The sequence below is a fragment of the Mesorhizobium sp. C395A genome (genome assembly GCF_030323205.1).
Lineage (GTDB): Bacteria > Pseudomonadota > Alphaproteobacteria > Rhizobiales > Rhizobiaceae > Mesorhizobium.
This window is the reverse complement of the sequence record NZ_CP100473.1, coordinates 1,196,674-1,218,334: the sequence shown is the minus strand read 5'-3', so window position 1 is coordinate 1,218,334 and position 21,661 is coordinate 1,196,674. Positions and strand designations below refer to the sequence as shown.

Genomic DNA, 21,661 nt, shown 5'->3' with positions numbered 1-21,661 from the left:
CGCGGGTTTGTTCCTGAAGCAGTGGCGTTGCCTTAGCCGTGCGCGAGCACGGCCAGCAGCAGAAGCGCCACGATGTTGGTGATCTTGATTGCCGGGTTGACCGCCGGGCCGGCGGTGTCCTTGTAGGGATCGCCAACCGTGTCGCCGGTGACCGAAGCCTTGTGCGCTTCGGACCCCTTGAGGTGCTTGACGCCGTCCTTGTCGACAAAACCGTCCTCGAACGACTTCTTGGCATTGTCCCAGGCGCCGCCGCCCGAAGTCATCGAGATGGCGACGAACAGGCCGTTGACGATGACGCCGAGCAACGAGGCGCCGAGTGCCGCAAAGGCGGACGCCTTGGAGCCCGAGATCAGCTGCACGCCGAAATAGACGACGAGCGGCGCCAGCACCGGCAGCAGCGAGGGGATGATCATTTCGCGGATCGCCGCCTTGGTCAGAAGGTCGACGGCGCGGGCATAGTTCGGCTTGGAGGTGCCGGCCATGATGCCCGGATCCTCGCGGAACTGCTTGCGCACTTCCTCGACGATGGCGCCGGCCGCACGGCCGACGGCCGTCATGGCGATGCCGCCGAACAGATACGGGATCAGACCGCCGAAGATCAGGCCGGCTACGACGTAGGGATTGGAGAGGTCGAAGGAGACATCGCCCATGCCCTGGAAGTACGGATATTTGTCGCCATTGGCGGCAAAGAACTTCAAATCGTTCGAATAGGCCGCAAACAGCACCAGCGCGCCGAGGCCGGCCGAACCGATGGCATAGCCCTTGGTCACCGCCTTGGTGGTGTTGCCGACCGCGTCGAGCGCGTCGGTGGAGTGGCGCACTTCCTTGGGCAGGCCGGCCATTTCGGCAATGCCGCCGGCATTGTCGGTGACCGGGCCGAAGGCGTCGAGGGCGACGATCATGCCGGCCAGGCCGAGCATGGTGGTGACCGCGATCGCCGTCCCGAACAGGCCGGCGAGCTGGTAGGTCGAGATGATGCCGCCGACGATGACGATTGCCGGCAGTGCGGTCGATTCGAGCGACACCGCAAGTCCCTGGATGACGTTGGTGCCGTGACCGGTCACCGAGGCCTGGGCGATGGAGTTCACCGGGCGCTTGTTGGTGCCGGTATAATATTCGGTGATCACCACGATGAGACCGGTCACAACGAGACCGATCAGGCCGCAGATGAACAGGTTCTTGCCGATGATGGTCATGCCGGCGACGGTGCCGACCTCGCCCCAGCCGACGGTTGCCGAGGTAGCGACACCGAGACCGACGATCGACAGCAGGCCGGTGACGATCAGGCCTTTGTAGAGGGCGCCCATGATCGAGCCGTTGGAACCGAGCTTGACGAAGAAGGTGCCGACGATCGAGGTCAGGATACAGGCGCCGCAGATGGCGAGCGGATAGAGCATCGCCGCACCCAGAGCGGCGGTTCCGCCGAAGAAGATGGCAGCCAGCACCATGGTGGCAACGACGGTCACCGCATAGGTCTCGAAGAGGTCGGCGGCCATGCCGGCGCAATCACCGACATTATCGCCGACATTGTCGGCGATGGTGGCCGGGTTGCGCGGATCGTCTTCGGGAATACCGGCTTCGACCTTGCCCACGAGATCGCCGCCGACGTCGGCGCCCTTGGTGAAGATGCCGCCGCCCAGACGGGCGAAGATCGAGATCAGCGAAGCGCCGAAGCCGAGCGAAACCAGCGCATCGATGACGATGCGGTCATTGGGCTGCAGGCCCATCGGGCCGGTCAGAATATAGTAGTAAATCGACACGCCGAGCAGCGCCAGGCCAGCCACCAGCATGCCGGTGATGGCGCCCGACTTGAAGGCGATGTCGAGACCGGCGGCGAGGCTGTTGGACGCCGCCTGCGCGGTGCGCACATTGGCGCGCACCGAGACGTGCATGCCGATGAAACCGGCGGCGCCCGAAAGCACGGCGCCGATCAGGAAGCCGACTGCGGCGGTGATCGAAAGCAGCCACCAGGCGAGCACGAGCACGACCACGCCGACGATGGCGATGGTGGTGTACTGGCGCGCCAGATAGGCCTGCGCGCCTTCGCGGATGGCGGCGGAGATTTCCTGCATGCGTGCATTGCCCTGATCGGCTGCAAGAACCGATCGTGTCGCCCAGATGGCGTAAAGGATTGAAAGCAAGCCGCAGGCGATGACGGCAGAAATGATGGTCATTGCCGAATTTTCCTCGATTGATGGCCCAAAAGAACCCCTCCCTGGGCCGTTGGTGCGGGGAGCGGATAAGCCTAGGCGGAATCCGTCCTTCGCAGCGGTGTATGCGAAACACGGCTCGGAACGTCAAGATATTGTTCGGTTTTTGCCCCGCTTTCAGCCAAAAGGTTTAGGCCACAACATTCCCATTGCCGATGCGCTGCTATTAGATCGATTGAAATGACGCGGCGTCAGTCAATGCTTTGCCCGCAGTCCAGCGAAGGTCAGTCGCCAGTCTCCTGCCCCATCTTGCGCGCCGTATAGCGCTCGATGGCGGACAGTCCGTCATAGATCAGCACCGCCAGCGCCGCGACGATCAGGCCGCCTTGCAGGACGAAGGCGAGATTGTTGGACAGCAGGCCGGCGATGATCACCTCGCCCAGCGTCTTGGCGGCAACCGTCGAACCGATCGTCGCCGTGGCCAGGCTGATCACCACCGACAGCCTTATGCCGCCCAGAATGATCGGCGCACTCAGCGGCAATTCAACCTTGATCAGCCTTTGCCAGCCGGTCATGCCGGCGCCGCGCGCGGCCTCCATGATGTTGCCCTGCAGCGTCGTTAGGCCGGTCAGCGCGTTCTCGAAGATCGGCAGCAGGCCGTAGAGAAACAGCGCAATCAGCGTCGGCTTCTCGCCGAAACCGACGGCGGGCACCGCCAGCGCCAGCACCGCCACCGGCGGAAAGGTCTGGCCGATATTGACCAGACTGCGCGACAGCGGCAGGAATTCGGCGCCCGCCGGCCTGGTCACCAGGATGGCAAGCGCCACGGCAACGATGGTTGCGGCGACGGTAGCGATCAGCACGGTCCTGAGATGCAGCAGGGTCAGCGTCAGCAGGCTGCCCTGATTGTAGATCGCCGGCGCATTGTTTTCGGTCAGCGGCTTCAACAGCGGCTCGAACCAGCCGGGATTGGTGACGAAGGCTATGAGAAGCACCACCAGGGCAAGCCTGAGCAGCGAAGGCAGCCAGGCTTTTAGACCGGCCCCTTTCATGCCGGCCTCGCCGCGCGCTTCACCAGCCCGTCGACGGTGACGCGGCCGAGCGGCTTGCCGTCTTCGCCCTTGACCGGCAGCGCCGGCCGGCCCGACCACAGAAGCTCGGCCAGCGCGTCGCGCTGGCTGGCGTCGCCTGGGATCGCCTCGCCTTCGGCAGACCCCTTTTCCACGGCCTCGCGCACGCGGCCGAGCGACAAGAGCCGGAACGGCTTTTCGCTGGCGCCGACCAGGGTTTCGACGAAGGCGTTCGCCGGCCGCGCCAGGATCTCTTCCGGCTTGGCGTATTGCACCAGCTTTCCGGCATCCATGACGGCGATCTTGTCGCCCATGTGGACCGCCTCCTCCATGTCGTGGGTGACGAGGATGATGGTGGTGCCGAAGCGCTTCTGGATCGCCAGCAGATCTTCCTGCGCCTTGGTGCGGATGATCGGGTCGAGTGCGCCGAACGGTTCGTCCATCAGAAGCACATTGGGCTCGGCGGCGAGCGCGCGGGCGACGCCGACACGCTGCTGTTGCCCGCCGGACAGTTCGTGCGGGTAGCGCGGGCCATAGGCCTCGGGGTCGAGCTGGTAGAGTGTCATCAACTCATCGACGCGGGCCTTGATGCGGTCCTTGTCCCAGCCCAGCAGGACCGGCACGGTGGCGATGTTCTGCGCAACGGTGCGGTGCGGGAACAGGCCGTGGCCCTGGATAGCGTAGCCGATGCTGCGGCGCAGCTCGTAGCCGGGCAGCGTGCGGTTGTCGTTGCCGTCGAGCTTGATGACGCCGGCGGTCGGCTCGACCAGCCGGTTGATCATTCGCAGCAGCGTCGTCTTGCCGGAACCGGAGGTACCGACAATGACGCAAACCGTGCGCGGCTCGACGACCATGGACACGTCGTTGACCACGGTCGTCGCGTCATAGCGCTTGGTAATGCCTTCGATCTCGATCATGCCGTTTCAACCCTGCGCCTGGTGGCGGTCATTTCGATTACTGCGTCGAGGATGATGGCCGCGGCAAAAGCCAGCGCCACCGTCGGCACGGCGCCCAGCAGCACCAGGTCCATCGCCGTCTGGCCAACGCCCTGAAACACAAACACACCGAAGCCGCCGCCGCCGATGAGTGCTGCGATGGTGGCCAGGCCGATGTTCTGCACCAGCACGATGCGGATGCCGGTGAGGATCACCGGAAAGGCCAACGGAAACTCGATGCCGAACAGGCGCTGGCCATCGGTCATGCCCATGCCGCGCGCTGCATCATTGGCCGCGCGGGGTACGCCGGCAAGCCCGACCACGGTGTTGGCCACCACCGGCAGCAGCGAATAGAGGAACAAGGCAACGAAGGCGGGCGCGGTGCCGATGCCTCTGATACCGAGCGCTGCGGCACCCGGAACATGGGTGGCGACCCAGCCGAGCGGTGCGATCAGCAGGCCGAACAGCGCGATCGAGGGTATGGTCTGGACGATGTTGAGCACGTTGAGCACACCGGCGCGCAACCGTTCGACGCGATGGCATAGAATGCCTAGCGGCAGGCCGACGATCACCGCCGCCGCCAGCGACCCCAGCGCCAGTGTGATGTGCTTGGAGCCTTCGGCCCAGAAACTATCGGCGCGGTTTGCATATTCCTTGAGGATCGACAGGCTGTCCCACTGCCCCGATATCAGCAACAAGCCGATGGCCAGCGCCGCGACGACGAGCACGCCGACGCGGGCCGGTGGCGACAGGTTGAGCCTGGTCAGCACGTCGGCGAGCAACAATGTGAAGGCAAAGATCAACAGCCAGAACCCGGAAGCCGGCGAGATGCGGGCGAAGGTGTTGCCGGCCGGCATCAGGAAGGTGCCGGCGACACCGATCAGGATGGCAAGGGCGGCGAGCGCCACGACGCTTGCGGCCAGGCGCAGGACAAGCGGGGTTTTCAGCAAGGCAACAATTGCGGCCACGACGACGATCGCCAGCAGTAGCGGCCCGACTGTGGCCGGCAGCGCCTCCAGGATCGAGCGCGCCTGACCGGGGACGATACGATTGGCGCGGAAGGTGGCGAACGGAGCCAGAATCGCCGCATAGGCAACGATCGCCGCGATAACCATGCCGAGCTTGTCGAAACGCAGGGTCATGGATGCCCCTCATGAGGAGCGATTTTCCACGTTGCGCAGACTACGCTGGTGATCGGCGCAAGCCGACGCGAAGTCCGATCTCCCCCCTTGCGGGGGAGATGGCCGGCAGGCCAGAGGGGGGTGTGAAGGATCGTCAGCTTTCGAGCGTCGGCCTGTTCGGAAGCAACCCTGTCGAGGCACGCACCTGCTACCGGTTGTGAGGTCGGCGGGACAGCACCCCCCTCTGTCCTGCCGGACATCTCCCCCGAAAGGGGGGAGATCAGCAGCTTCCAGAGAGGGGTGTCTCGCACCAGCGTCACGATCAGCTATGCGCTGACTACTTCAAAAACCCGTTCTTCTTCAGAAAGTCCTCGGCGACACCCTTGACCGGCTCGCCGCCGACCTGGACGCGGCCGTTGAGTTCCTGCAGCGTGATGAGGTCGAGCTTGGCGAACACCGGCTTCAACAGCGTCTCGATCTCCGGATGCTCTTTCAGCACCGCTTCGCGGATGATCGGCGCCGGCTGGTAGACCGGCTGCACGCCCTTGTCGTCGGCGAGCACGACCAGGCCGGACGGCGCGATGCCGCCGTCGGTGCCGTAGACCATGGCGGCGTTGGCGCCGTTGGTCTGGTTGGCGGCAGCACCGATTGTCGCGGCGGTGTCGCCGCCCGAAAGCGTGATCAACTGCTCCGGCTTCAGCGTGAAGCCGTAAGTGGTCTGGAACGCCGGCAGGGCTGCCGCCGAATTGACGAACTCAGCCGACGCCGCCAAAACCACCGTGCCGCCGCCGGCGACGTATTTGCCGAAGTCGGTCAGGGTCGCCAGCTTGTTGGTCTCGGCAACCTCCTTGCGCAGCGCGATCGCCCAGGTGTTGTTGGCCGGTGACGGCGACAGCCAGACGATCTTGTTGGCGTCATAGTCGAGCTTCTTGGCGGTCTCATAGGCCTTGGCGGCATCCTTCCAGACCGGATCGTCGGCCTTCTCGAAGAAGAAAGCGGCATTGCCGGTGTACTCGGGATAGATGTCGATCTCGCCGGCAGTGATCGCCTTGCGTACCACCGGCGTGCCGCCGAGCTGGATGCGGTCGGTGGTCTTGATGTTGTTGGCGTTGAGCACAAGCTGGATGATGTTGCCGAGCACGCCGCCCTCGGTGTCGATCTTCGAGGAGACGACCACCTGGGCATTGGCGGAGGCGGCCGTGATGCCGAGCGCCAACGCCGCGCCGGCCAGAATCTTGACTGAAAACATTGTGAAAACCCCTTGCTTTGGACCGAAATGCGGTGGCCGCATATGAGCATGGCTTCAACGCCCCGTCGGGGCACACGGTTTCATAACAATGGGTACAGACGCAATAATTTTGTGCGGTCGCCGCGATTTCGGCCGCCGCCATGCTGACACGTCGTGCCAAGCCAAAGATAGAACCGGATCAGGCGCGGGCTTTGCGCGATCCGGTCAGTTTGAGCGCGCCAAGGGCGACGAAGCAGAGGGCGACGACCGGGAAAACCAGCCAGTTCAGCATCTCCCAGCCCCAGGCATTGTAGATGGCGCCCGACATTAGCGAGGCGAAGGCGACGGAGCCGAACAGGACGAAGTCGTGGAAGCCCTGCACCTTGCTCTTTTCGGACGGATGGTAGCTGTCGGCGACCATGGAGGTGGCGCCGATGAAGGCAAAATTCCAGCCGAGGCCAAGCAGGATCAGCGCCGTCCAGAACTGCCACAAATGCAGGCCGGACAATGCCACCGCGGCGCAGCCGATGAGCAGGACCAGGCCGGTTGCGACGATGCGTTCGGCGCCGAAGCGATGGATCAGCGATCCGGTGAAGAAGCTCGGCGCAAACATCGCCATCACATGCCAGGAAATGCCGAGCGTGGCGTCGTCCGTCGACAGGCCGCAGCCGACCATGGCCAGCGGCGCGCCGGTCATGACGAAACTCATCAGCGCATAGCTGCCGACGGCGCAAAACAGTGCCGCGACGAAACGCGGCCGGGTGACGATCTCGGACAGCGGCCGGGCGTCGCTTGACGCGACTTCCGCGTGGCCGGGAGCCTTGGCCGGGATGCGCAGGAATGACAGGATCATGGCGCCGGCCGCCGCCAGAACCGGAATGGCCAAGAACGAGCCGGCAAACATCACCGGCGCCAGCAATTCGCGGGTGAAGATGACGATCTGCGGCCCGAGGATCGCGGTGATGACGCCGCCGGCCAGCACGAAGGAAATGGCGCGCGCCTTGAATTCGGGCGGAGCATTATCGGCGGCGGCGAAGCGGAACTGCTGGACGAAGGCGCCGCCGACGCCGATCACCAGCAGGGCGAAAGCGAACAGCCAGAAGCTGGCGTGGAACAGTGCCAGCGTGGAGATGACGCCGCCAAGCGCGGTCACGATGGTGCCGGTCATGAAGCCGCCGCGCTGGCCGAGCCAGCGGATGATGGCCGCGGCCGGCAACGCGCCGAGCGCCACGCCGATGTTGAAGCCGGTGATTGGCGCCGTTGCCAGCGACTTATCGGGGCCAAGCAGATATTGCCCGGCCAGCCCGCCCATGGAAATGGCAATCGGCGCGGCCGAACCGATAATCGCCTGCGACGTCGCCAGGATGATCGCCGTGCGGCGCGCTTCCCTTGCTGCGCCGGCGACGGTGCCGGTCACAATGCGTCCTTGCCGCGCCCCTCGCCCCGCACCCGGCGCGACACACGGTCGAGCACGGCGTTGGTCAGCTTCGGCTCGTCTTCCTCGTAGAAGGCCTTGGCGATGTCGACATATTCCGAAACGATGACGGCCACCGGCACGTCGTCTCGCTTCATCAGTTCGTAGACGCCGGCGCGCAGGATGGCGCGCAACGTCGAATCGAGTCTGGACAGCGGCCAGTCTTCCGTCAGCGCCTGGCGTATGATCGGATCGATGGTCGTCTGGTTCTCGACGACGCCGGCCAGGATGGCGCGGAACCACTGCGCGTCGGCCTCGCGATAAAGCGCGCCGTCGACTTCCTTGCCGAGCCGGAACGCCTCGTATTCGGCGGTGATCTCGAAGACGCCGCTGCCGGCCACGTCCATCTGGTAAAGCGCCTGCACGGCGGCCAGACGGGCGGCGCCACGCTTGTTGGCGTGGCGTATCGCGGGCTGGCCGGGCGAAGCGGGTTCGCTCACGATTGCGCTCCCAGCTTCTCCTTGAGCGCGATCATGGTCAGCGCCGCGCGCGCGGCAAAGCCGCCCTTGTCGCCCTCCGAGCGCTTGGCGCGCGTCCAGGCCTGCGCGTCGTTCTCGGTGGTCAGGATGCCGTTGCCGATCGCAATCGCTTCCTGCACCGAGAGATCCATCAGCGCGCGGCTCGATTCATTGGCGACGATGTCGAAATGATAGGTGTCGCCACGAATGATGGTGCCGAGCGCGACAAAACCATCATAGTCCTTGCCGCCCTCGCCCATGCCGTCGAGCGCAAAAGTGATCACTGCTGGAATTTCCAGCGAACCGGGAACGGTGACGACGTCATAGGTCGCGCCGGCTTCGTCGAGCGCGCTCGTCGCGCCGTCGAGCAGCGCGTCGGCAAGATCGTCATGAAAGCGCGCCTCGATAATCAGAAGGTGGGCCTTCTTCTTCGGGCGAATGAACGCTTTGCCGTGTTGGGATGTGCCTGCCATGAATGTCTCCGGGGGTAGCCGGTGACTTAGGCCGAAGCCGGTTTGATCGCAAGCGGAAGATTGCTGGAGGTGAGGCCGTCAGATACCGGTAGCCTCGCGATACCGACGCACTGTATCGCGAAGACGATCGTTTATGGGCTGAGCATTGATCAGAGCTTCAGGGAAAACCTTGCGATCGTTGACCGAAAAACTGAGGCCGAGCGCGTCCTCAGTGTGGAGCTCTTCCCGCTGCCCGAAGTGAATTTCGTCTTTTGTCATCACAAACCTTCCTTCGCGGCCTCGACCAGCCGCGCGGCGTAGCGGGCCATGGTGTCGATCTCGAGGTTGACCTTGTCGCCGACCTTGCGCTCGCCCCAGGTGGTCACGGTCAGCGAATGATGGATCAACAGCACGTCGAAACGGGCGCCTTCGACCTTGTTGACGGTGAGTGAGGTGCCGTCGAGTGCGACGGAACCCTTGGGCGCGATGAATTTCGCCAGTTCGCGCGGCGCCTCCAGCGTGAAGCGAACGGCATCGCCTTCATCCTTGCGCTCGGCGATTTCGGCCATGCCATCGACATGACCCGACACGATGTGGCCGCCGAGTTCGTCGCCGATCTTCAGTGCCCGCTCGAGATTGACCTTGGTGCCTGATTTCCAGCCCGACGCCGTGGTCAGCCTCAGTGCCTCTTCCCAGGCTTCGACCTCGAACCAGCGGGCGTTCGAGCCGCCGTCTGGCAGCGCCGTCACCGTCAGGCAGACGCCGCCGCAGGAGATCGAGGCACCGATGGCGATCGTCGCGGGGTCATAGGCGGTGTCGATGCGCAGGCCGACGCCTTCGCTCAGCGGCTTGACGGCCGCGACGGTGCCGATATCGGTGACAATTCCAGTGAACATTTCAGATATCTCTCACCCATTCGGCATAGCTGTCTTCCCCGAAGCGCATCTCGCGCAATTTGCGGAAGCCTGCCGGGATATGGTTGGCGTCGATGGGCGATGCAATGCCGCCCTCGCCGATCGCTTCCGGTCCCTGGAACAGCACGATGCGGTCGATCAGTCCTTCGGCGAGGAAGGCGCTGGCTACCTTGGCGCCGCCTTCGACCAGAACGCTGGCCATGCCGAGCGCGCCGAGATCCTCGAGCAGTTCCGGCAAGGCCACGCCGCCTTCATGGGTTTCGGTGCCGATGAAGCGCACGCCGGCACGCTCCAGCACCGACCGCCGTAGCGGATCAGCCTCCAGGCTCGCGGCGACATAGAGCGGCACCCGGTCGGTGCCGGAGACCAGCTTCGAGGCTTCCGGCAGCCTGATCTGGCGGTCGAGCACGATGTGCGCCGGCGAGCGGTTCTCCAGCCCCGGCAGCCGCACGGTGAGCGCGGGATCATCCTCCAGCGCCGTGCCGATGCCGACCAGTATGCCATCGGCTTCGGCGCGCATCAGATAGACTTCGCGGCGGGCGATATCGCCGGTGATCGCGACCTGGCCGGCGCCATGCCTGCCGATCTTGCCGTCGCTGGAAAGCGCAAGCTTCAGAGTCACTTCCGGACGCTTTTTCATGGATCGAATCAAATAGCCGGCCATCTGCTCGGCGGCTTCCTCGACCAGCACCTTTTCGACCACTTCGATGCCGGCGGCGCGCAGGATGGCATAGCCTTTGCCGGAGACGCGCGGATCGGGATCGCTGGCGGCGCCGACGACCCGCGCCACTCCGGCATTGACCAGCGCGTTGGCGCAAGGCGGGGTGCGGCCATGGTGGGCGCAGGGCTCCAGCGTGACATAGGCGGTGGCGCCGCGCGCCAACTCGCCGGCTTCAGTCAGCGCCTCGGTCTCGGCATGCGGCCGGCCGCCAACAGCGGTGACCCCTGTGCCGACGATCATCGGGCCGGCGCCATCGTCGCGAACGATTATGGTGCCGACGGAAGGGTTGGTCGAGGTGCGGCCGGCATTTCTGCGCGAGAGCCTCAGCGCCGCGGCCATGAAGCGGCGATCGAGGGCCTGCTGATCGGCCTTCCCTGACGTTTGGCTTGCCATGCTCAGCCGGCGTCCTCTTCGCTCTTCAGCTCGTCGCCTTTGAGTTCGTCACCTTTGAGCTCACCCAGCACGTCATGGAAGTCCTTGGCCTCGCGGAAATTGCGATAGACCGAGGCGAAGCGGACATAGGCGACGTCGTCGAGCGACTTCAGCGCTTCCATGACGAGCCGGCCGACCTCGCCCGAGGCGATTTCAGTCTCGCCGGAGCTTTCGAGCTGGCGCACGATGCCGGTGACGGCGCGGTCGATGCGCTCGGGATCGACATTGCGCTTGCGCACCGCGATCTCCACCGAACGCAAGAGCTTGTCGCGGTCGAACGGCACCTTTCTGCCGGACTTCTTCACCACCACGAGGTCGCGCAACTGGACGCGCTCGAAAGTGGTGAAACGGCCACCGCAATCGGGACAGACGCGCCGCCGGCGGATCGCCGCGCCATCCTCGGCGGGGCGCGAATCCTTCACCTGCGTATCTTCGGACTGGCAATAGGGACAGCGCATGGAGAGCCTTCAGGTTGGCGATTCTGGCGGAACGATAGGCTTAGAGGTTTTTGCCGGGACGGCAAAGGTTCGGCAACGGCCGCTCGCGCCCTCAGAGATAGCGAGGCGGGAGGAAAATTGCCAGCCGCGCCAGATATGTCAGGGCGCGACGTCCTTGGTCGGGAAGCCGCAGGACGTTCCGAGGTTGCGGTAGGCCTTGGTGAAGCCGTCCATAGGGATGCTGGCGACGGCTTGCTTGCCGAACGTCACGTCGAGCGAGATGACCTGGCGCATGGCCCGCAACAAAGCGAGACTGGTCTTGGCCTGGTTGTCGACGGTCCAGCTCGGGCGGCCGGCATCATTGGAATAGACGGTCGCGGAAACCTTGACGCCGGGGTCGCCAAAGGTCGCGGCGATCTTCTTGCCGGTCGGCAGCTCCTTGTTGGCGATGGTGAACATGATCGCCGGATAGGCATCGGGCGGCAGGGCGTCGCCAGTCGAGATCGAAAGCGTCAGCGTGCCGGCATTGCCGTTGCCGTCGACAAAGGCTGTCGAGGCCGCACAGGTCTTGTGCGAATCCTGGCCGGTGTCGAGCGCATCGATGATCGTGGTCCACCTGCCAAAGGTGCTGGTGGCCGGGATATCCGTGCCCGGCTGCGTCTGCTCCTCGGCGATCGCGCACGACACAGTGAAGGTGGCAAGCAAGCCGAGGAAGGCCAGAACGGCAGGATGGAACATGCGCATCGTCAGATCTCCACAGGCCGCGCCGCCCCGGACAGCAAGCGGCGCAGAGCGCGGGATAAAAGACGATGCGCCGCTGGCGGTCAACCGAGATAGGGATAGAGCGGGAAACGATCGGTCAGCGCCACGACCTTGGCCTTCACGGCTGCTTCCACAGCCGCATTGCCTTCGTCGGAATTGGCGACCTTCAGCCCGTCCAGCACCTCGGCGATCAACTTGCCGATCTCGCGGAACTCGGCCTGGCCGAAGCCGCGCGTGGTGCCGGCCGGCGTGCCCAGACGCACGCCCGAGGTGACGAAAGGCTTTTCCGGATCGAACGGGATGCCGTTCTTGTTGCAGGTGATGTTGGCGCGGCCGAGCGCTGCCTCGGCGCGCTTGCCGGTGGCGTTCTTGGGCCTGAGATCGACGAGCATCAGATGGTTGTCGGTGCCGCCGGAGACGATGTCGAGGCCGGTTTCCTTGAGGCTCGACGCCAGCGCCTTCGCGTTGGCGGCGACACTCTCGGCATAGAGCTTGAAGCTCGGCTTCAGCGCCTCGCCGAAGGCGACCGCCTTGGCGGCGATGACATGCATCAGCGGGCCGCCCTGCAGGCCGGGGAAAACCGCCGAGTTCATCTTCTTGGCGATGTCCTCGTCATTGCACAGGATCATGCCGCCGCGCGGGCCGCGCAACGATTTGTGCGTGGTCGTGGTCACGACATGGGCGTGCGGCAGCGGTGACGGATGCACGCCGCCGGCAACCAGGCCGGCGATATGGGCCATGTCGACCATCAGATAGGCGCCGACCGCATCGGCGATCTCGCGAAAGCGCTTCCAGTCCCAGATGCGCGAATAGGCGGTGCCGCCGGCCAGGATCAGCTTCGGCTTGGTCTCATGCGCGGTCTTTTCGATCGCGTCCATGTCGAGCAGATGGTCGTCCTTGCGCACGCCATAGGAAACGACCTTGAACCATTTGCCGCTCATATTGACGGGCGAGCCGTGCGTCAGGTGGCCGCCGGAGTTCAGGTCGAGGCCCATGAAGGTATCGCCCGGCTGCAGCAGCGCCAGGAAGACCGCCTGGTTCATCTGGCTGCCGGAATTCGGCTGGACATTGGCGAAGTTGCAGCCGAACAGCTTTTTGGCGCGCTCGATGGCGAGTTCCTCGGCGACGTCGACGAACTGGCAGCCGCCATAATAGCGCTTGCCCGGATAACCCTCGGCGTATTTGTTGGTCATGATCGAGCCCTGCGCCTCGAGCACGGCGCGCGAAACGATGTTTTCCGAGGCGATCAGCTCGATCTCGTGACGCTGGCGGCCAAGCTCGTTGCGGATCGAGCCGAAGATCTCCGGATCGGCATCTTCCAGCGTGGTTTCGAAGAAGGATTCGAATTTGTTCGACGCTGCCGCTGCAGTTGCCATGGCCTGAAATCCTTCGGTTCGGGGCATTTATTTCTATGCATATCGTTGCCCCGAAACCGCTGCACGGTTCCGGGCGACATGCATTGCCGCGCCATTAACACAGTTGTTTTCGCCTCGCCACGTTTGCAGCGCGAAATTTGCTGGCCGGATTGCGCCAGAGCGGCCCTGTACCGCTATTTTCGCTCCTGCCGCCCCTGCAGCAAGGCTTCGGTGAGCGTGATCTCGGTAAACAGCGCCCGCGCCGTATGGTCGTTGATCGCGCCGCTGCTTAACATGTCGCGCACGGCGATGCGCTCGGCGTCATGGGACTTCGAACGGAAAGGCCACCTTGCGGTGGCCTTTCCTAAAACGAGATCAGCCGCTAAAGCGAAGAGGTGATCTGCAGTTCGCTGGCGCCATCGAGCGCGTAGACGTCGTCGCGGAACTGCACGACGCCCGGACCCGTCGACCAGGCCGACACATAGAGGAAGTGGACCGGAACCGGGTTGACGACCTGCACCGGCGTGTTCTCGCCGGTCTTGATGGTCGCCTCGAAATGCTGGCGGTCCCAGCCGGGTGTGTCGCGCAGGATCCATGTGACGAGGTCGCGCACGTTCTGGACACGCACGCAGCCCGAAGAATCGAAGCGCATCATCTTGCCGAACAGGCTTTGCTGCGGCGTATCGTGCATGTAGACGCCGTCGGGGCTGGGGAAGTTGATCTTCACCGAGGCCATGGCGTTGCCGGAACCCGGATCCTGGCGGAAGCGGTATTTTGCGGCATCATCCGTCGACCAGTCGACAGTCATCGGATCGACTTCGCTGCCATCAGGCGCAAACAGCCGGATGTGGCTGTCCTTGAGATAGTCGGGGTTCTTCCGCATCAGCGGAATGATGTCCTTGCGCACGATCGAGACCGGCGCGTTCCAGTAAGGATTGACGATGATCTCGTTGATCTTGGAATTGACCACCGGGGTCTGGCGGTCGATCTTGCCGACGATTGCGGTGTGGCGCAGCACGACGCGATCGTTCTCGACCGCCTCGATCTGTGCCGCCGGGATATCGACCAGCACATAACGGCTGCCCAGCGTGCCGGCCTTTTCGCGCAGGCGCTCCAGGTTGGTCTGCAGCTGACCGAGGCGGATCTGCGCCGAAACGTTCATCGCAGCATAGGTGTATTTGCCCATGGCGCCGTCGGCCGGCAGGCCATGGCGCGCCTGGAAGCGCTTGACCGCGGCGTCGACGTAGGAATCGAACGACGTCGAAATGCCGGCGCTCTGCGCCAGGTCGCCCGAAACCATCAGCCGCTTGCGCAGCGGCACCACGTCCGGATCGTCGACGCCAAGCTGCAGCTTCTTGGTCGCCGGCACCTCGCCCCAGCCGCCCTGGGCGACGATGTTCTGATACTGCGCCACCGCCTGTTCGGTGAAGGCGACCGTCTGCAGGCTGAAGATCGGCAGCGTCGAGGCGACCTTGCCGCCCTCCGAGGCGCGGGCATCGAACTGGTCGTCCCAATTGCCGCGGCCCGACGATTTCAGGATATCGTCGATCACATCCTGCGCGCTGGCGGCATTGGCAACCATGGCAACGGCGAGCGCGGAAGCTCCGGAAAGGAAAAGGCGGCGGCTGGTTCTCATGGACGTTCCAGACATTCTTGTCGTGTTTGGCTTCTAGCGTTTGGCTGTTGCAGCGTTCGGCTACGTGCTCGATCCTGGGCGATATCGCCCGCACTCTAAAGTTGGCACTGTTAACAATTAGCCAACCATGACCTGCATCACTGAGCCGTGAAAAGCGGACCGCGATGCGACATTACAGGCGCGCGAACAGCTTTCGCCGCCGCATCACCCGCATCCCCGCTTCCACCGCGAATATGGCGGCAACGTGGCTTACGCCGAATTTGGAAGCGCCGGCGGCTCGAAAAGAAAAGGCCGGTGCTTTTCGGCACCGGCCTGTTGGCTGAGACTTTCCTCCGGCCGCGCTTCTTCCGGCGCAGCTGCTATTCAATGGCCCGCTGATTACATCCGGTAGGCGATGGTGTCGTTCCAGAAGCGGTCGAGGCGCTGCAGCGCGCGGTTCATCTGCTTGAACTCTTCGCTGTTGATGCCGCCGACCTGTTCGATCGAGCCGACATGGCGCTCATAGAGACCGGCGACGACTTCCGCCACTTCATTGCCCTTCGGCGTCAGCGAAACGCGGACCGAACGGCGGTCGATGCGCGAGCGCTGGTGGTTGATGAAGCCGAGATCGACCAGCTTCTTCAGATTGTAGGAGACGTTCGAGCCGAGATAGTAGCCACGCGAGCGCAGCTCGCCGGCGGTCAGTTCGGAATTGCCGATATTGAACAGAAGCAGCGCCTGGATGGCATTGATGTCGGAACGGCCGTTGCGGTCGAACTCGTCCTTGATCACGTCAAGCAGACGGCGATGCAGACGCTCCACCAGCTGCAGCGATTCCATGTAAAGCGAACGGATAGCCTCGCGGCGATCGTCGGATACGTTGGCGGTCTTCGCCGCCGGACGCGAATTGATCATTGTCTTTGCCTCTCGTTTGTCGCCCTGGTGATTTTTTGTTTTTCACCTTGATTGCGACACTATCGAATACTCATAAAATTCGACTTAAACGCTAGGGCTAACAAGAGCTTACCGGTAATAGGTTTCGCAAGACGCTTAACGAACGGTCACCCGAGCAAGGATAATTAACCTAAAGATTTACCCAATGGCTGCGGGGCGGCGTTTCAGGCGCGCGCGGGGCGCTTGCGCATCCAGATAACGACGCGGAAGGCGATGTAGAGCAGCGCCACCGCGGCATGCGAGAAGACGATCAGCGGCCGGTGGCCGTACAGATCGGGGAAGCCGGCATACATGATGGTCTCGGTGACAGCACAGATGAACCAGATCACCGGGCCCCACGACGCCAGCATCCAGAGGCCGGCGGCGGCGAAGGGGAAGAACACGGCCAGCATCACCGCCACGACCTGCCAGTGCACCGGCATCAGGTCGAAGCGCCACAGCGGGCCGGGATAAAAGCCGATCAGCCGGATCCAGTACAGGATGCCGAACAGCAGGCAATAGCCCGCTATGACGCGCTGGAACCAGGCGAAGATGATCTCGACACCCGAGGGCTGCAGCACGATGCGCCGCGACGTGACCTCGCTCACAGTTCGAGCTCCCGTTCGAGCGGCGCGAAATAGGCGTCCACCGAAGCAGCGTCGACCTCGGCCAGGCTTGCCGGCCGCCACTGCGGCGTCGAACCCTTGTCGACGAGGACGGCGCGGATGCCTTCATAGAAGTCGTGCCCGGCCAGCATGCGGTTGAGGATGCGGAACTCCATCTTCATGCAGGCTTCCATCGACAGCGTCAGCCCGGCGCTGATCTGGCGCCACGCGACATTAAGGCTGGTCGGCGAGCGGGTGCGGATGGTGGCCAGCGTCTTGGCGGCAAACTCGTCGGCGCCTGCCGCCCGCTCCAGGCTCTCGAGGATTTCGGCGAGCGAGGGTTGGGAAAAATGCCGGGCAATGGCTTCCAACACCGGCTGGCCGGTCTCGCGCCTGGCCGGCACGAAAAAGCCGCGCAGCACCGATTCCGGATCGCCATTGGCGCAGAGCCGGTCAAGAAAGGCAGCCTGGTCAGCGGCCTTGATGGTGTGGGTGGCCAGGCCCGACCACAGCGCATCGCCATAGCGAATGCGGTTGCCGGTCAGCGCCAGATACATGCCGAAGCTGCCGCCGAGGTCAGGCAGCAGATGGCTGCCGCCCACGTCGGGGAAAAAGCCGATGCCGACTTCGGGCATGGCGAACTGGGCGTTCTCGGTCAGCACACGCTGCGAGCCGTGGAACGAGATGCCGACGCCCCCGCCCATCACGATCCCGTCGATCAGCGCGACATAGGGCTTTTTGTAACTGTTGATGCGGGCGTTGAGCCGGTATTCGTCGGCGAAGAACTCGACCGGCGGCTTCCCGGCGCGGGCCTCGTAGACGTGCATGATGTCGCCGCCGGCGCAAAACGCTCTGCCCTCGGCCTTGACGACGACGACATCGACACCGGTATCGCGTTCAAAAGCGTCGAGCGCCTTGTCCAGCGCCTTGATCATGCGATGTGTCAGCGCATTGAGCGCCTGCGGCCGCGTCAGCGTGACGACGCCTGCCTTGCCCAACCGTTCGAAGCGGATCTCGTCGCCGCCGCCAAAATCCATCGTCAGAGAATCCCTCCCCGCGCCTGCGGGACTGAAGTGCTAAAGGTGGCGCATGGGTGCGTCAACCGGCGGGCGCGGTTTGGATTTTCGCAAGGGAACGCGACCGTGCTTTGCCCCCGACAGAAATGCGCGCAAAATTGCCGGGCAAAACAGCCTTTCTTCTGATGCAGGGACAAACGCATGACGCTTGAAACCGCAGCGCCGAGCCATGGCTGGGAGATGCCGAAAAAGTTCGACCCGGATGATGTTCTCAGCCGCCCGCTGATGGCCAATCTGGCGACCGTGACCGCTGACGGCGCGCCGCGCAACGCGCCGATGTGGTTCATCTGGGAGGACGCTGCGATCTGGCTGCTCGGCTCGACCGGGGCAAGTGCTGTCAAACACCTCGAACGCGACCCGCGCTGCGCCGTGGAGATCGTCCATTTCGACAATGAGGCCGGCATCCTGCTGCATCTCGGCCTGCGCGGCTCCGCCACCATCGAGCCGATGGCGCCGAACCGCTTCAAACGGCTGCTGCACAAATATCTCGGCCCGGAGGCGACCTGGAACCGCTGGTTCATCGACAATGTGGCCGACATCGGCCATCCGGACGGGCGCCTGATCCGGCTTGCCCCGAAGAGCATCTTCACCAACAATGTGTCGTTCTTCAAAACCGGCCCCGATCTGGCGTGGCCGCCGAAGCCGTAAGCAGCGCGTTATCGACTGGCACAATCGTGTCGCATTGGTCAGCGGCAAGGCCTCGTGGTAAAAGCCGCCCCGACCCGGAGTTTTTGCGATGAACAAATTCACCCCCGCGACGAGCAACAAATTCGCGCCGGCAAAGCCCGCCGGTGCGCGCAGCGTCGACGAGATCACCGGCAGCCGCCGCTTGCGGCGCATGCGCAAGGCCGACTGGTCGCGCCGCCTGGTGCAGGAAAACAGGCTTACGGTGAACGATCTGATCTGGCCGATCTTCGTCATCGACGGCAAGAACACGCGCGAGCCGATCGCCGCCATGCCCGGCGTCTTCCGCCTGTCGCTGGACCTCGCCGTCAAGGAGGCCGAGCGGGCCGCTAAGCTCGGCATTCCGGCGATCGCCACCTTCCCCAATGTTGAACTCAGCCTGCGCGACCAAACGGGATCGCACATCCTCGACCCGGAAAACATCATCAACCGCGCCACCCGCGCCATCAAGGACGCGGTGCCGGAGATCGGCATCATCACCGATGCCGCGCTCGATCCGTTCACCTCGCACGGCCATGACGGCATCTTGCGCGACGGCATCATCGTCAATGACGAGACGGTGGAACAGGTGACCGCCGCGGCCGTCATCCAGGCCGCGGCCGGCGCCGACATCATCGCGCCGTCCGACATGATGGACGGCCGCATCGGCGCCATTCGCGACGCACTCGACGCCAATGGTTTTCAGGATGTGGCGATCATGTCCTATGCGACGAAATTCGCCTCCGCCTTCTATGGCCCCTACCGCGAGGCGGTCGGCACCGCCGGCCTGCTCAAGGGCGACAAAAAGACCTATTATCTCGACCACGCCAATTCCGACGAAGCGGTGCGCGAGGCCGAGCAGGACCTCGCCGAGGGCGCCGACATGCTGATGGTCAAGCCTGGCCTGCCCTATCTCGACATTATCCGGCGGCTGAAGGATGAGTTCCAAATGCCGACCTTCGCCTACCAGGTTTCGGGCGAATATTCGATGATCAAGGCGGCGGCCGCCAATGGCTGGATCGACGGCGAAAAGGCGATGCTGGAATCGCTGCTCGCCTTCAAGCGCGCCGGCTGCGACGGCATCCTGACTTACTTCGCGCCGGAAGTGGCGCAGCTGCTGAAGGGTTAGCCGGAACCTGGATGCTCCGGGTTCCGGCTTTTCCTCACGCCTTTGGCAAATAAGGAATCGTTCCGGCGAGATCGGTATCGTCGATCAGTTGGAAGCGGCTGTCGCTGCCCTTCTGACGCTCCGCCACAAACGGAGCGTATTGCGGATCGTTGGTGAAGGCTTCGGCTGCCTTTGCCGACGGAAACGCCATGATGGCGATCAGGCTGGTGTCGAGCGGCTTGCCCTCCAGCGTCTTCACATTGCCGCTGCGGGCGAGATACTTGCCGCCATGCTTGTGGACGAGGTCATGCACCGAAGCGGCATAGGCCGGCACCCATTTGTCGTCCTTCACCTTGATGTCTGCGATCACGTAAGCGGTCATTGTCCAACTCCTCATGGATCGGCACCGGACTGCCCGGTGACGTGACCGCTGCCTCGCATGGCGGCGCCGGACCGCTCCAGTCACAGAACTGTACCGGGGGTGCCAGTACAGCTTCTGTACTGGCTGAACTCAGGTTTTCTGAATAAGGTCCGGCAACATCTTTTGGAGCTCACCACATGACACAAGCCGGTTACAAGCAATTCTGCCCGCTCTCCATGGCCGCCGAGCTGCTCTGCACACGCTGGACCATGGTGCTGCTGCGCGAACTGGTGGCGGGATCGACCCGCTTCAACGATTTGCGCCGCGGCGTGCCGAAAATGTCGCCAACCCTTCTGTCGCAACGGCTCAAGGACCTCGAGGCCGGCGGCATCGTCGAGCGGACCGAGATCGCGACCGAGAAGGGCGTGTTCGAATACCGGCTGACCGAGGCGGGCCGGGATTTGCGCCCGGTTGTCGAGGCGATGGGGTTTTGGGGCCAGAAATGGGTCGAGGCCAGGCTGTCGCTCAAAAACCTCGATCCGTCGCTGCTGATGTGGGACATGCGGCGCAATCTGAACCCCAGTCCGCTGCCGGACGGGCGCACCGTGATACAATTCCTGTACCATGACCTGCCGGCGTCAAAACGATCGTGGTGGCTGATCGTCGAAAAGCAGGGCGAGGTCGATCTTTGCTGGTACGATCCGGGCTTCGACGTCGATCTCTACGTCTCGACCGATCTGTGCACCATGACCTCGATCTGGATGGGGCTGACGACAGTTCACAAGGAACGCGACAAGATCAGCCTGACCGGCGATCTCGACGTCGCCGGCAAGATGCAGATCTGGCTTGGGCTCAGCCCGTTTGCGGTGATGCCGAAGCGCGTGGCGGCTTGAGGTCCCTGCGCATTCCACAGATCGCTTGCCTCTAAAAATACTAGTTGCAAAATGCAATCAGTTTGAATACTGATTGCAAATCACAACTGGTCACCAAAGGGAGTCTTCCATGTCCAAACTGCGCGTCAATGCCTTCACCTTGTCGCTCGACGGTTTCGGCGCCGGTCCTGACCAGGACCTGCAAAATCCGCTCGGCGTTGGTGGCGAAGATCTGCACAAATGGATGACCGGCACCCGCACCTTCCACGAGATGGTCGGCAAGGATGGCGGCAGCACCGATGTGGACGACCGGTTCACCGTCCGCAGCTTCGACAATGTCGGCGCCTGGATCCTCGGCCGCAACATGTTCGGCCCGATCCGCGGCGAATGGCCGGATGAGAACTGGAAGGGCTGGTGGGGCAACAACCCGCCCTATCATGTGCCGACCTTCGTGCTGACCCACTACAAGCGTGACTCCATTGTGATGGAAGGCGGCACCATTTTCCGCTTCGTTACCGGCGGCATCCACGCCGCGCTCGAACAAGCAAAGGCTGCGGCCGGCGGCAAGGATGTCCGCGTCGGCGGCGGCGTTTCCACTATCCGGCAATATCTCAAGGAGAAGCTCATCGACGAGTTGCATCTGGCTGTGTCGCCAGTGTTGCTCGGGAGGGGCGAGAGCCTGTTTGCCGGGCTGGATATGCTGAAGCTGGGTTACCAGTGCACCGAGCAGGTGGCGACAGCGCTCGCCACGCATGTGACGATCAAGCGGGTGTAGTGGCGAAGTGATAGGCGCAGGCTTCTTTCTCCCCGTTCTACGGGGAGAAATGCCCGGCAGGCAATGAGGGGCAGCGCTGCTTTTGGAGGTTAGCAGCGTCCGACGACTGTGAATTCGCCGATGCCGGCGCTGCCCCTCATCCGC

24 protein-coding genes are annotated in these 21,661 nt (G+C 63.7%); 5 read left to right on the top strand and 19 right to left on the bottom strand.

The window, feature by feature from the left end:
* Positions 1-32: 32 nt before the first annotated feature.
* Positions 33-2,174, bottom strand: coding sequence for a sodium-translocating pyrophosphatase (locus NLY37_RS05960; RefSeq protein ID WP_023689501.1), 2,142 nt, complete (start codon positions 2,172-2,174; stop codon positions 33-35).
* On the opposite strand from NLY37_RS05960, the gene NLY37_RS05955 reads away from it, so the two are divergent.
* Positions 2,164-2,394, top strand: coding sequence for a hypothetical protein (locus NLY37_RS05955; protein ID WP_156933970.1), 231 nt, complete (start codon positions 2,164-2,166; stop codon positions 2,392-2,394). The genes NLY37_RS05960 and NLY37_RS05955 overlap by 11 nt on opposite strands.
* A gap of 40 nt (positions 2,395-2,434) precedes the next feature.
* Here NLY37_RS05955 and NLY37_RS05950 read toward each other — a convergent pair whose 3' ends face one another.
* From NLY37_RS05950 to NLY37_RS05870, 17 genes are all read right to left on the bottom strand, one after another.
* On the bottom strand, positions 2,435-3,202 hold the full coding sequence (locus NLY37_RS05950) for an ABC transporter permease (protein WP_023700549.1): 768 nt from the start codon (positions 3,200-3,202) through the stop codon (positions 2,435-2,437).
* Positions 3,199-4,137 (bottom strand): ABC transporter ATP-binding protein, encoded by a 939-nt coding sequence (locus NLY37_RS05945; protein ID WP_023742850.1) that lies wholly within the window; start codon positions 4,135-4,137, stop codon positions 3,199-3,201. Before NLY37_RS05945 ends, NLY37_RS05950 begins: the two co-directional genes overlap by 4 nt.
* Positions 4,134-5,297 carry an ABC transporter permease gene (locus tag NLY37_RS05940; RefSeq protein ID WP_023742851.1) on the bottom strand — a complete coding sequence of 388 codons (1,164 nt, stop codon included), beginning with the start codon at positions 5,295-5,297 and terminating at the stop codon, positions 4,134-4,136. The genes NLY37_RS05945 and NLY37_RS05940 overlap by 4 nt, the downstream gene beginning before the upstream one ends.
* 316 nt (positions 5,298-5,613) lie before the next feature.
* Complete coding sequence (osmF, locus tag NLY37_RS05935) at positions 5,614-6,525, bottom strand: glycine betaine ABC transporter substrate-binding protein OsmF (RefSeq protein WP_023742852.1); 912 nt, start codon at positions 6,523-6,525, stop codon at positions 5,614-5,616.
* Positions 6,526-6,703: 178 nt separating this feature from the next.
* Positions 6,704-7,921 carry an MFS transporter gene (locus NLY37_RS05930; RefSeq protein WP_023742853.1) on the bottom strand — a complete coding sequence of 406 codons (1,218 nt, stop codon included), beginning with the start codon at positions 7,919-7,921 and terminating at the stop codon, positions 6,704-6,706.
* A complete protein-coding gene (nusB, locus tag NLY37_RS05925; RefSeq protein ID WP_023682390.1) occupies positions 7,918-8,418 on the bottom strand; it encodes a transcription antitermination factor NusB in 501 nt (166 codons plus the stop codon). The genes NLY37_RS05930 and nusB overlap by 4 nt, the downstream gene beginning before the upstream one ends.
* The gene (ribH, locus tag NLY37_RS05920) at positions 8,415-8,909 is read right to left on the bottom strand and encodes a 6,7-dimethyl-8-ribityllumazine synthase (RefSeq protein ID WP_023693260.1); all 495 of its coding nucleotides are present in this window, start codon (positions 8,907-8,909) and stop codon (positions 8,415-8,417) included. Before ribH ends, nusB begins: the two co-directional genes overlap by 4 nt.
* A 78-nt stretch (positions 8,910-8,987) precedes the next feature.
* Positions 8,988-9,167, bottom strand: coding sequence for a hypothetical protein (locus tag NLY37_RS05915; RefSeq protein ID WP_033003183.1), 180 nt, complete (start codon positions 9,165-9,167; stop codon positions 8,988-8,990).
* A complete protein-coding gene (locus tag NLY37_RS05910) occupies positions 9,167-9,784 on the bottom strand; it encodes a riboflavin synthase (RefSeq protein WP_023708666.1) in 618 nt (205 codons plus the stop codon). Before NLY37_RS05910 ends, NLY37_RS05915 begins: the two co-directional genes overlap by 1 nt.
* A gap of 1 nt (position 9,785) precedes the next feature.
* A complete protein-coding gene (gene ribD, locus NLY37_RS05905; RefSeq protein WP_023708667.1) occupies positions 9,786-10,916 on the bottom strand; it encodes a bifunctional diaminohydroxyphosphoribosylaminopyrimidine deaminase/5-amino-6-(5-phosphoribosylamino)uracil reductase RibD in 1,131 nt (376 codons plus the stop codon).
* Between the two features lie 2 nt (positions 10,917-10,918).
* Complete coding sequence (gene nrdR / locus NLY37_RS05900) at positions 10,919-11,413, bottom strand: transcriptional regulator NrdR (RefSeq protein ID WP_023669351.1); 495 nt, start codon at positions 11,411-11,413, stop codon at positions 10,919-10,921.
* Positions 11,414-11,551: 138 nt separating this feature from the next.
* Positions 11,552-12,136, bottom strand: a complete 585-nt coding sequence (locus NLY37_RS05895; protein ID WP_023708668.1) for an invasion associated locus B family protein — start codon at positions 12,134-12,136, stop codon at positions 11,552-11,554.
* Positions 12,137-12,216: 80 nt separating this feature from the next.
* Positions 12,217-13,530 carry a serine hydroxymethyltransferase gene (gene glyA, locus NLY37_RS05890; RefSeq protein WP_023669349.1) on the bottom strand — a complete coding sequence of 438 codons (1,314 nt, stop codon included), beginning with the start codon at positions 13,528-13,530 and terminating at the stop codon, positions 12,217-12,219.
* Between the two features lie 361 nt (positions 13,531-13,891).
* Positions 13,892-15,145 (bottom strand): L,D-transpeptidase family protein, encoded by a 1,254-nt coding sequence (locus NLY37_RS05885; RefSeq protein WP_023708671.1) that lies wholly within the window; start codon positions 15,143-15,145, stop codon positions 13,892-13,894.
* 378 nt (positions 15,146-15,523) lie between these two features.
* Entirely contained in the window at positions 15,524-16,039 is a 516-nt protein-coding gene (ldtR, locus tag NLY37_RS05880) for a transcriptional regulator LdtR (RefSeq protein WP_023672997.1), read from the bottom strand.
* A 203-nt stretch (positions 16,040-16,242) separates the two neighbouring features.
* Positions 16,243-16,665, bottom strand: a complete 423-nt coding sequence (locus NLY37_RS05875; protein WP_023682398.1) for a DUF6163 family protein — start codon at positions 16,663-16,665, stop codon at positions 16,243-16,245.
* Positions 16,662-17,699, bottom strand: coding sequence for an enoyl-CoA hydratase/isomerase family protein (locus NLY37_RS05870; protein WP_023708672.1), 1,038 nt, complete (start codon positions 17,697-17,699; stop codon positions 16,662-16,664). The genes NLY37_RS05875 and NLY37_RS05870 overlap by 4 nt, the downstream gene beginning before the upstream one ends.
* A 180-nt stretch (positions 17,700-17,879) precedes the next feature.
* Here NLY37_RS05870 and NLY37_RS05865 point away from each other — a divergent pair, with 180 nt between their 5' ends.
* Together NLY37_RS05865 and hemB are read left to right on the top strand one after the other, a co-directional pair.
* Complete coding sequence (locus NLY37_RS05865) at positions 17,880-18,386, top strand: pyridoxamine 5'-phosphate oxidase family protein (protein WP_031246478.1); 507 nt, start codon at positions 17,880-17,882, stop codon at positions 18,384-18,386.
* Positions 18,387-18,474: 88 nt separating this feature from the next.
* A complete protein-coding gene (gene hemB, locus NLY37_RS05860) occupies positions 18,475-19,530 on the top strand; it encodes a porphobilinogen synthase (RefSeq protein WP_023742856.1) in 1,056 nt (351 codons plus the stop codon).
* Positions 19,531-19,564: 34 nt separating this feature from the next.
* Here the strand turns inward: hemB and NLY37_RS05855 are convergent, their stop codons facing one another.
* A complete protein-coding gene (locus NLY37_RS05855) occupies positions 19,565-19,891 on the bottom strand; it encodes a DUF1330 domain-containing protein (protein ID WP_023693250.1) in 327 nt (108 codons plus the stop codon).
* Positions 19,892-20,067: 176 nt separating this feature from the next.
* On the opposite strand from NLY37_RS05855, the gene NLY37_RS05850 reads away from it, so the two are divergent.
* Positions 20,068-20,763, top strand: coding sequence for a winged helix-turn-helix transcriptional regulator (locus NLY37_RS05850; protein ID WP_023682403.1), 696 nt, complete (start codon positions 20,068-20,070; stop codon positions 20,761-20,763).
* A 109-nt stretch (positions 20,764-20,872) separates the two neighbouring features.
* Entirely contained in the window at positions 20,873-21,517 is a 645-nt protein-coding gene (locus tag NLY37_RS05845) for a dihydrofolate reductase family protein (RefSeq protein ID WP_023742857.1), read from the top strand.
* The last annotated feature ends 144 nt before the right edge of the window (positions 21,518-21,661 follow it).

Excerpts from the sequence above, each read along its gene's own strand:
- NLY37_RS05940 (WP_023742851.1), bottom strand. The coding sequence starts at position 5,297 with ATGACCCTGCGTTTCGACAAGCTCGGCATGGTTATCGCGGCGATCGTT.
- NLY37_RS05850 (WP_023682403.1), top strand. The coding sequence starts at position 20,068 with ATGACACAAGCCGGTTACAAGCAATTCTGCCCGCTCTCCATGGCCGCC.
- NLY37_RS05855 (WP_023693250.1), bottom strand. The coding sequence starts at position 19,891 with ATGACCGCTTACGTGATCGCAGACATCAAGGTGAAGGACGACAAATGG.
- NLY37_RS05915 (WP_033003183.1), bottom strand. The coding sequence starts at position 9,167 with ATGACAAAAGACGAAATTCACTTCGGGCAGCGGGAAGAGCTCCACACT.
- ribH (WP_023693260.1), bottom strand. The coding sequence starts at position 8,909 with ATGGCAGGCACATCCCAACACGGCAAAGCGTTCATTCGCCCGAAGAAG.
- NLY37_RS05845 (WP_023742857.1), top strand. The coding sequence starts at position 20,873 with ATGTCCAAACTGCGCGTCAATGCCTTCACCTTGTCGCTCGACGGTTTC.
- NLY37_RS05910 (WP_023708666.1), bottom strand. The coding sequence starts at position 9,784 with ATGTTCACTGGAATTGTCACCGATATCGGCACCGTCGCGGCCGTCAAG.
- osmF (WP_023742852.1), bottom strand. The coding sequence starts at position 6,525 with ATGTTTTCAGTCAAGATTCTGGCCGGCGCGGCGTTGGCGCTCGGCATC.
- NLY37_RS05870 (WP_023708672.1), bottom strand. The coding sequence starts at position 17,699 with ATGGATTTTGGCGGCGGCGACGAGATCCGCTTCGAACGGTTGGGCAAG.
- NLY37_RS05865 (WP_031246478.1), top strand. The coding sequence starts at position 17,880 with ATGACGCTTGAAACCGCAGCGCCGAGCCATGGCTGGGAGATGCCGAAA.
- NLY37_RS05950 (WP_023700549.1), bottom strand. The coding sequence starts at position 3,202 with ATGAAAGGGGCCGGTCTAAAAGCCTGGCTGCCTTCGCTGCTCAGGCTT.
- NLY37_RS05885 (WP_023708671.1), bottom strand. The coding sequence starts at position 15,145 with ATGAGAACCAGCCGCCGCCTTTTCCTTTCCGGAGCTTCCGCGCTCGCC.
- NLY37_RS05895 (WP_023708668.1), bottom strand. The coding sequence starts at position 12,136 with ATGCGCATGTTCCATCCTGCCGTTCTGGCCTTCCTCGGCTTGCTTGCC.
- NLY37_RS05960 (WP_023689501.1), bottom strand. The coding sequence starts at position 2,174 with ATGACCATCATTTCTGCCGTCATCGCCTGCGGCTTGCTTTCAATCCTT.
- glyA (WP_023669349.1), bottom strand. The coding sequence starts at position 13,530 with ATGGCAACTGCAGCGGCAGCGTCGAACAAATTCGAATCCTTCTTCGAA.
- NLY37_RS05945 (WP_023742850.1), bottom strand. The coding sequence starts at position 4,137 with ATGATCGAGATCGAAGGCATTACCAAGCGCTATGACGCGACGACCGTG.
- ldtR (WP_023672997.1), bottom strand. The coding sequence starts at position 16,039 with ATGATCAATTCGCGTCCGGCGGCGAAGACCGCCAACGTATCCGACGAT.
- nrdR (WP_023669351.1), bottom strand. The coding sequence starts at position 11,413 with ATGCGCTGTCCCTATTGCCAGTCCGAAGATACGCAGGTGAAGGATTCG.
- hemB (WP_023742856.1), top strand. The coding sequence starts at position 18,475 with ATGAACAAATTCACCCCCGCGACGAGCAACAAATTCGCGCCGGCAAAG.
- NLY37_RS05955 (WP_156933970.1), top strand. The coding sequence starts at position 2,164 with ATGATGGTCATTGCCGAATTTTCCTCGATTGATGGCCCAAAAGAACCC.
- ribD (WP_023708667.1), bottom strand. The coding sequence starts at position 10,916 with ATGGCAAGCCAAACGTCAGGGAAGGCCGATCAGCAGGCCCTCGATCGC.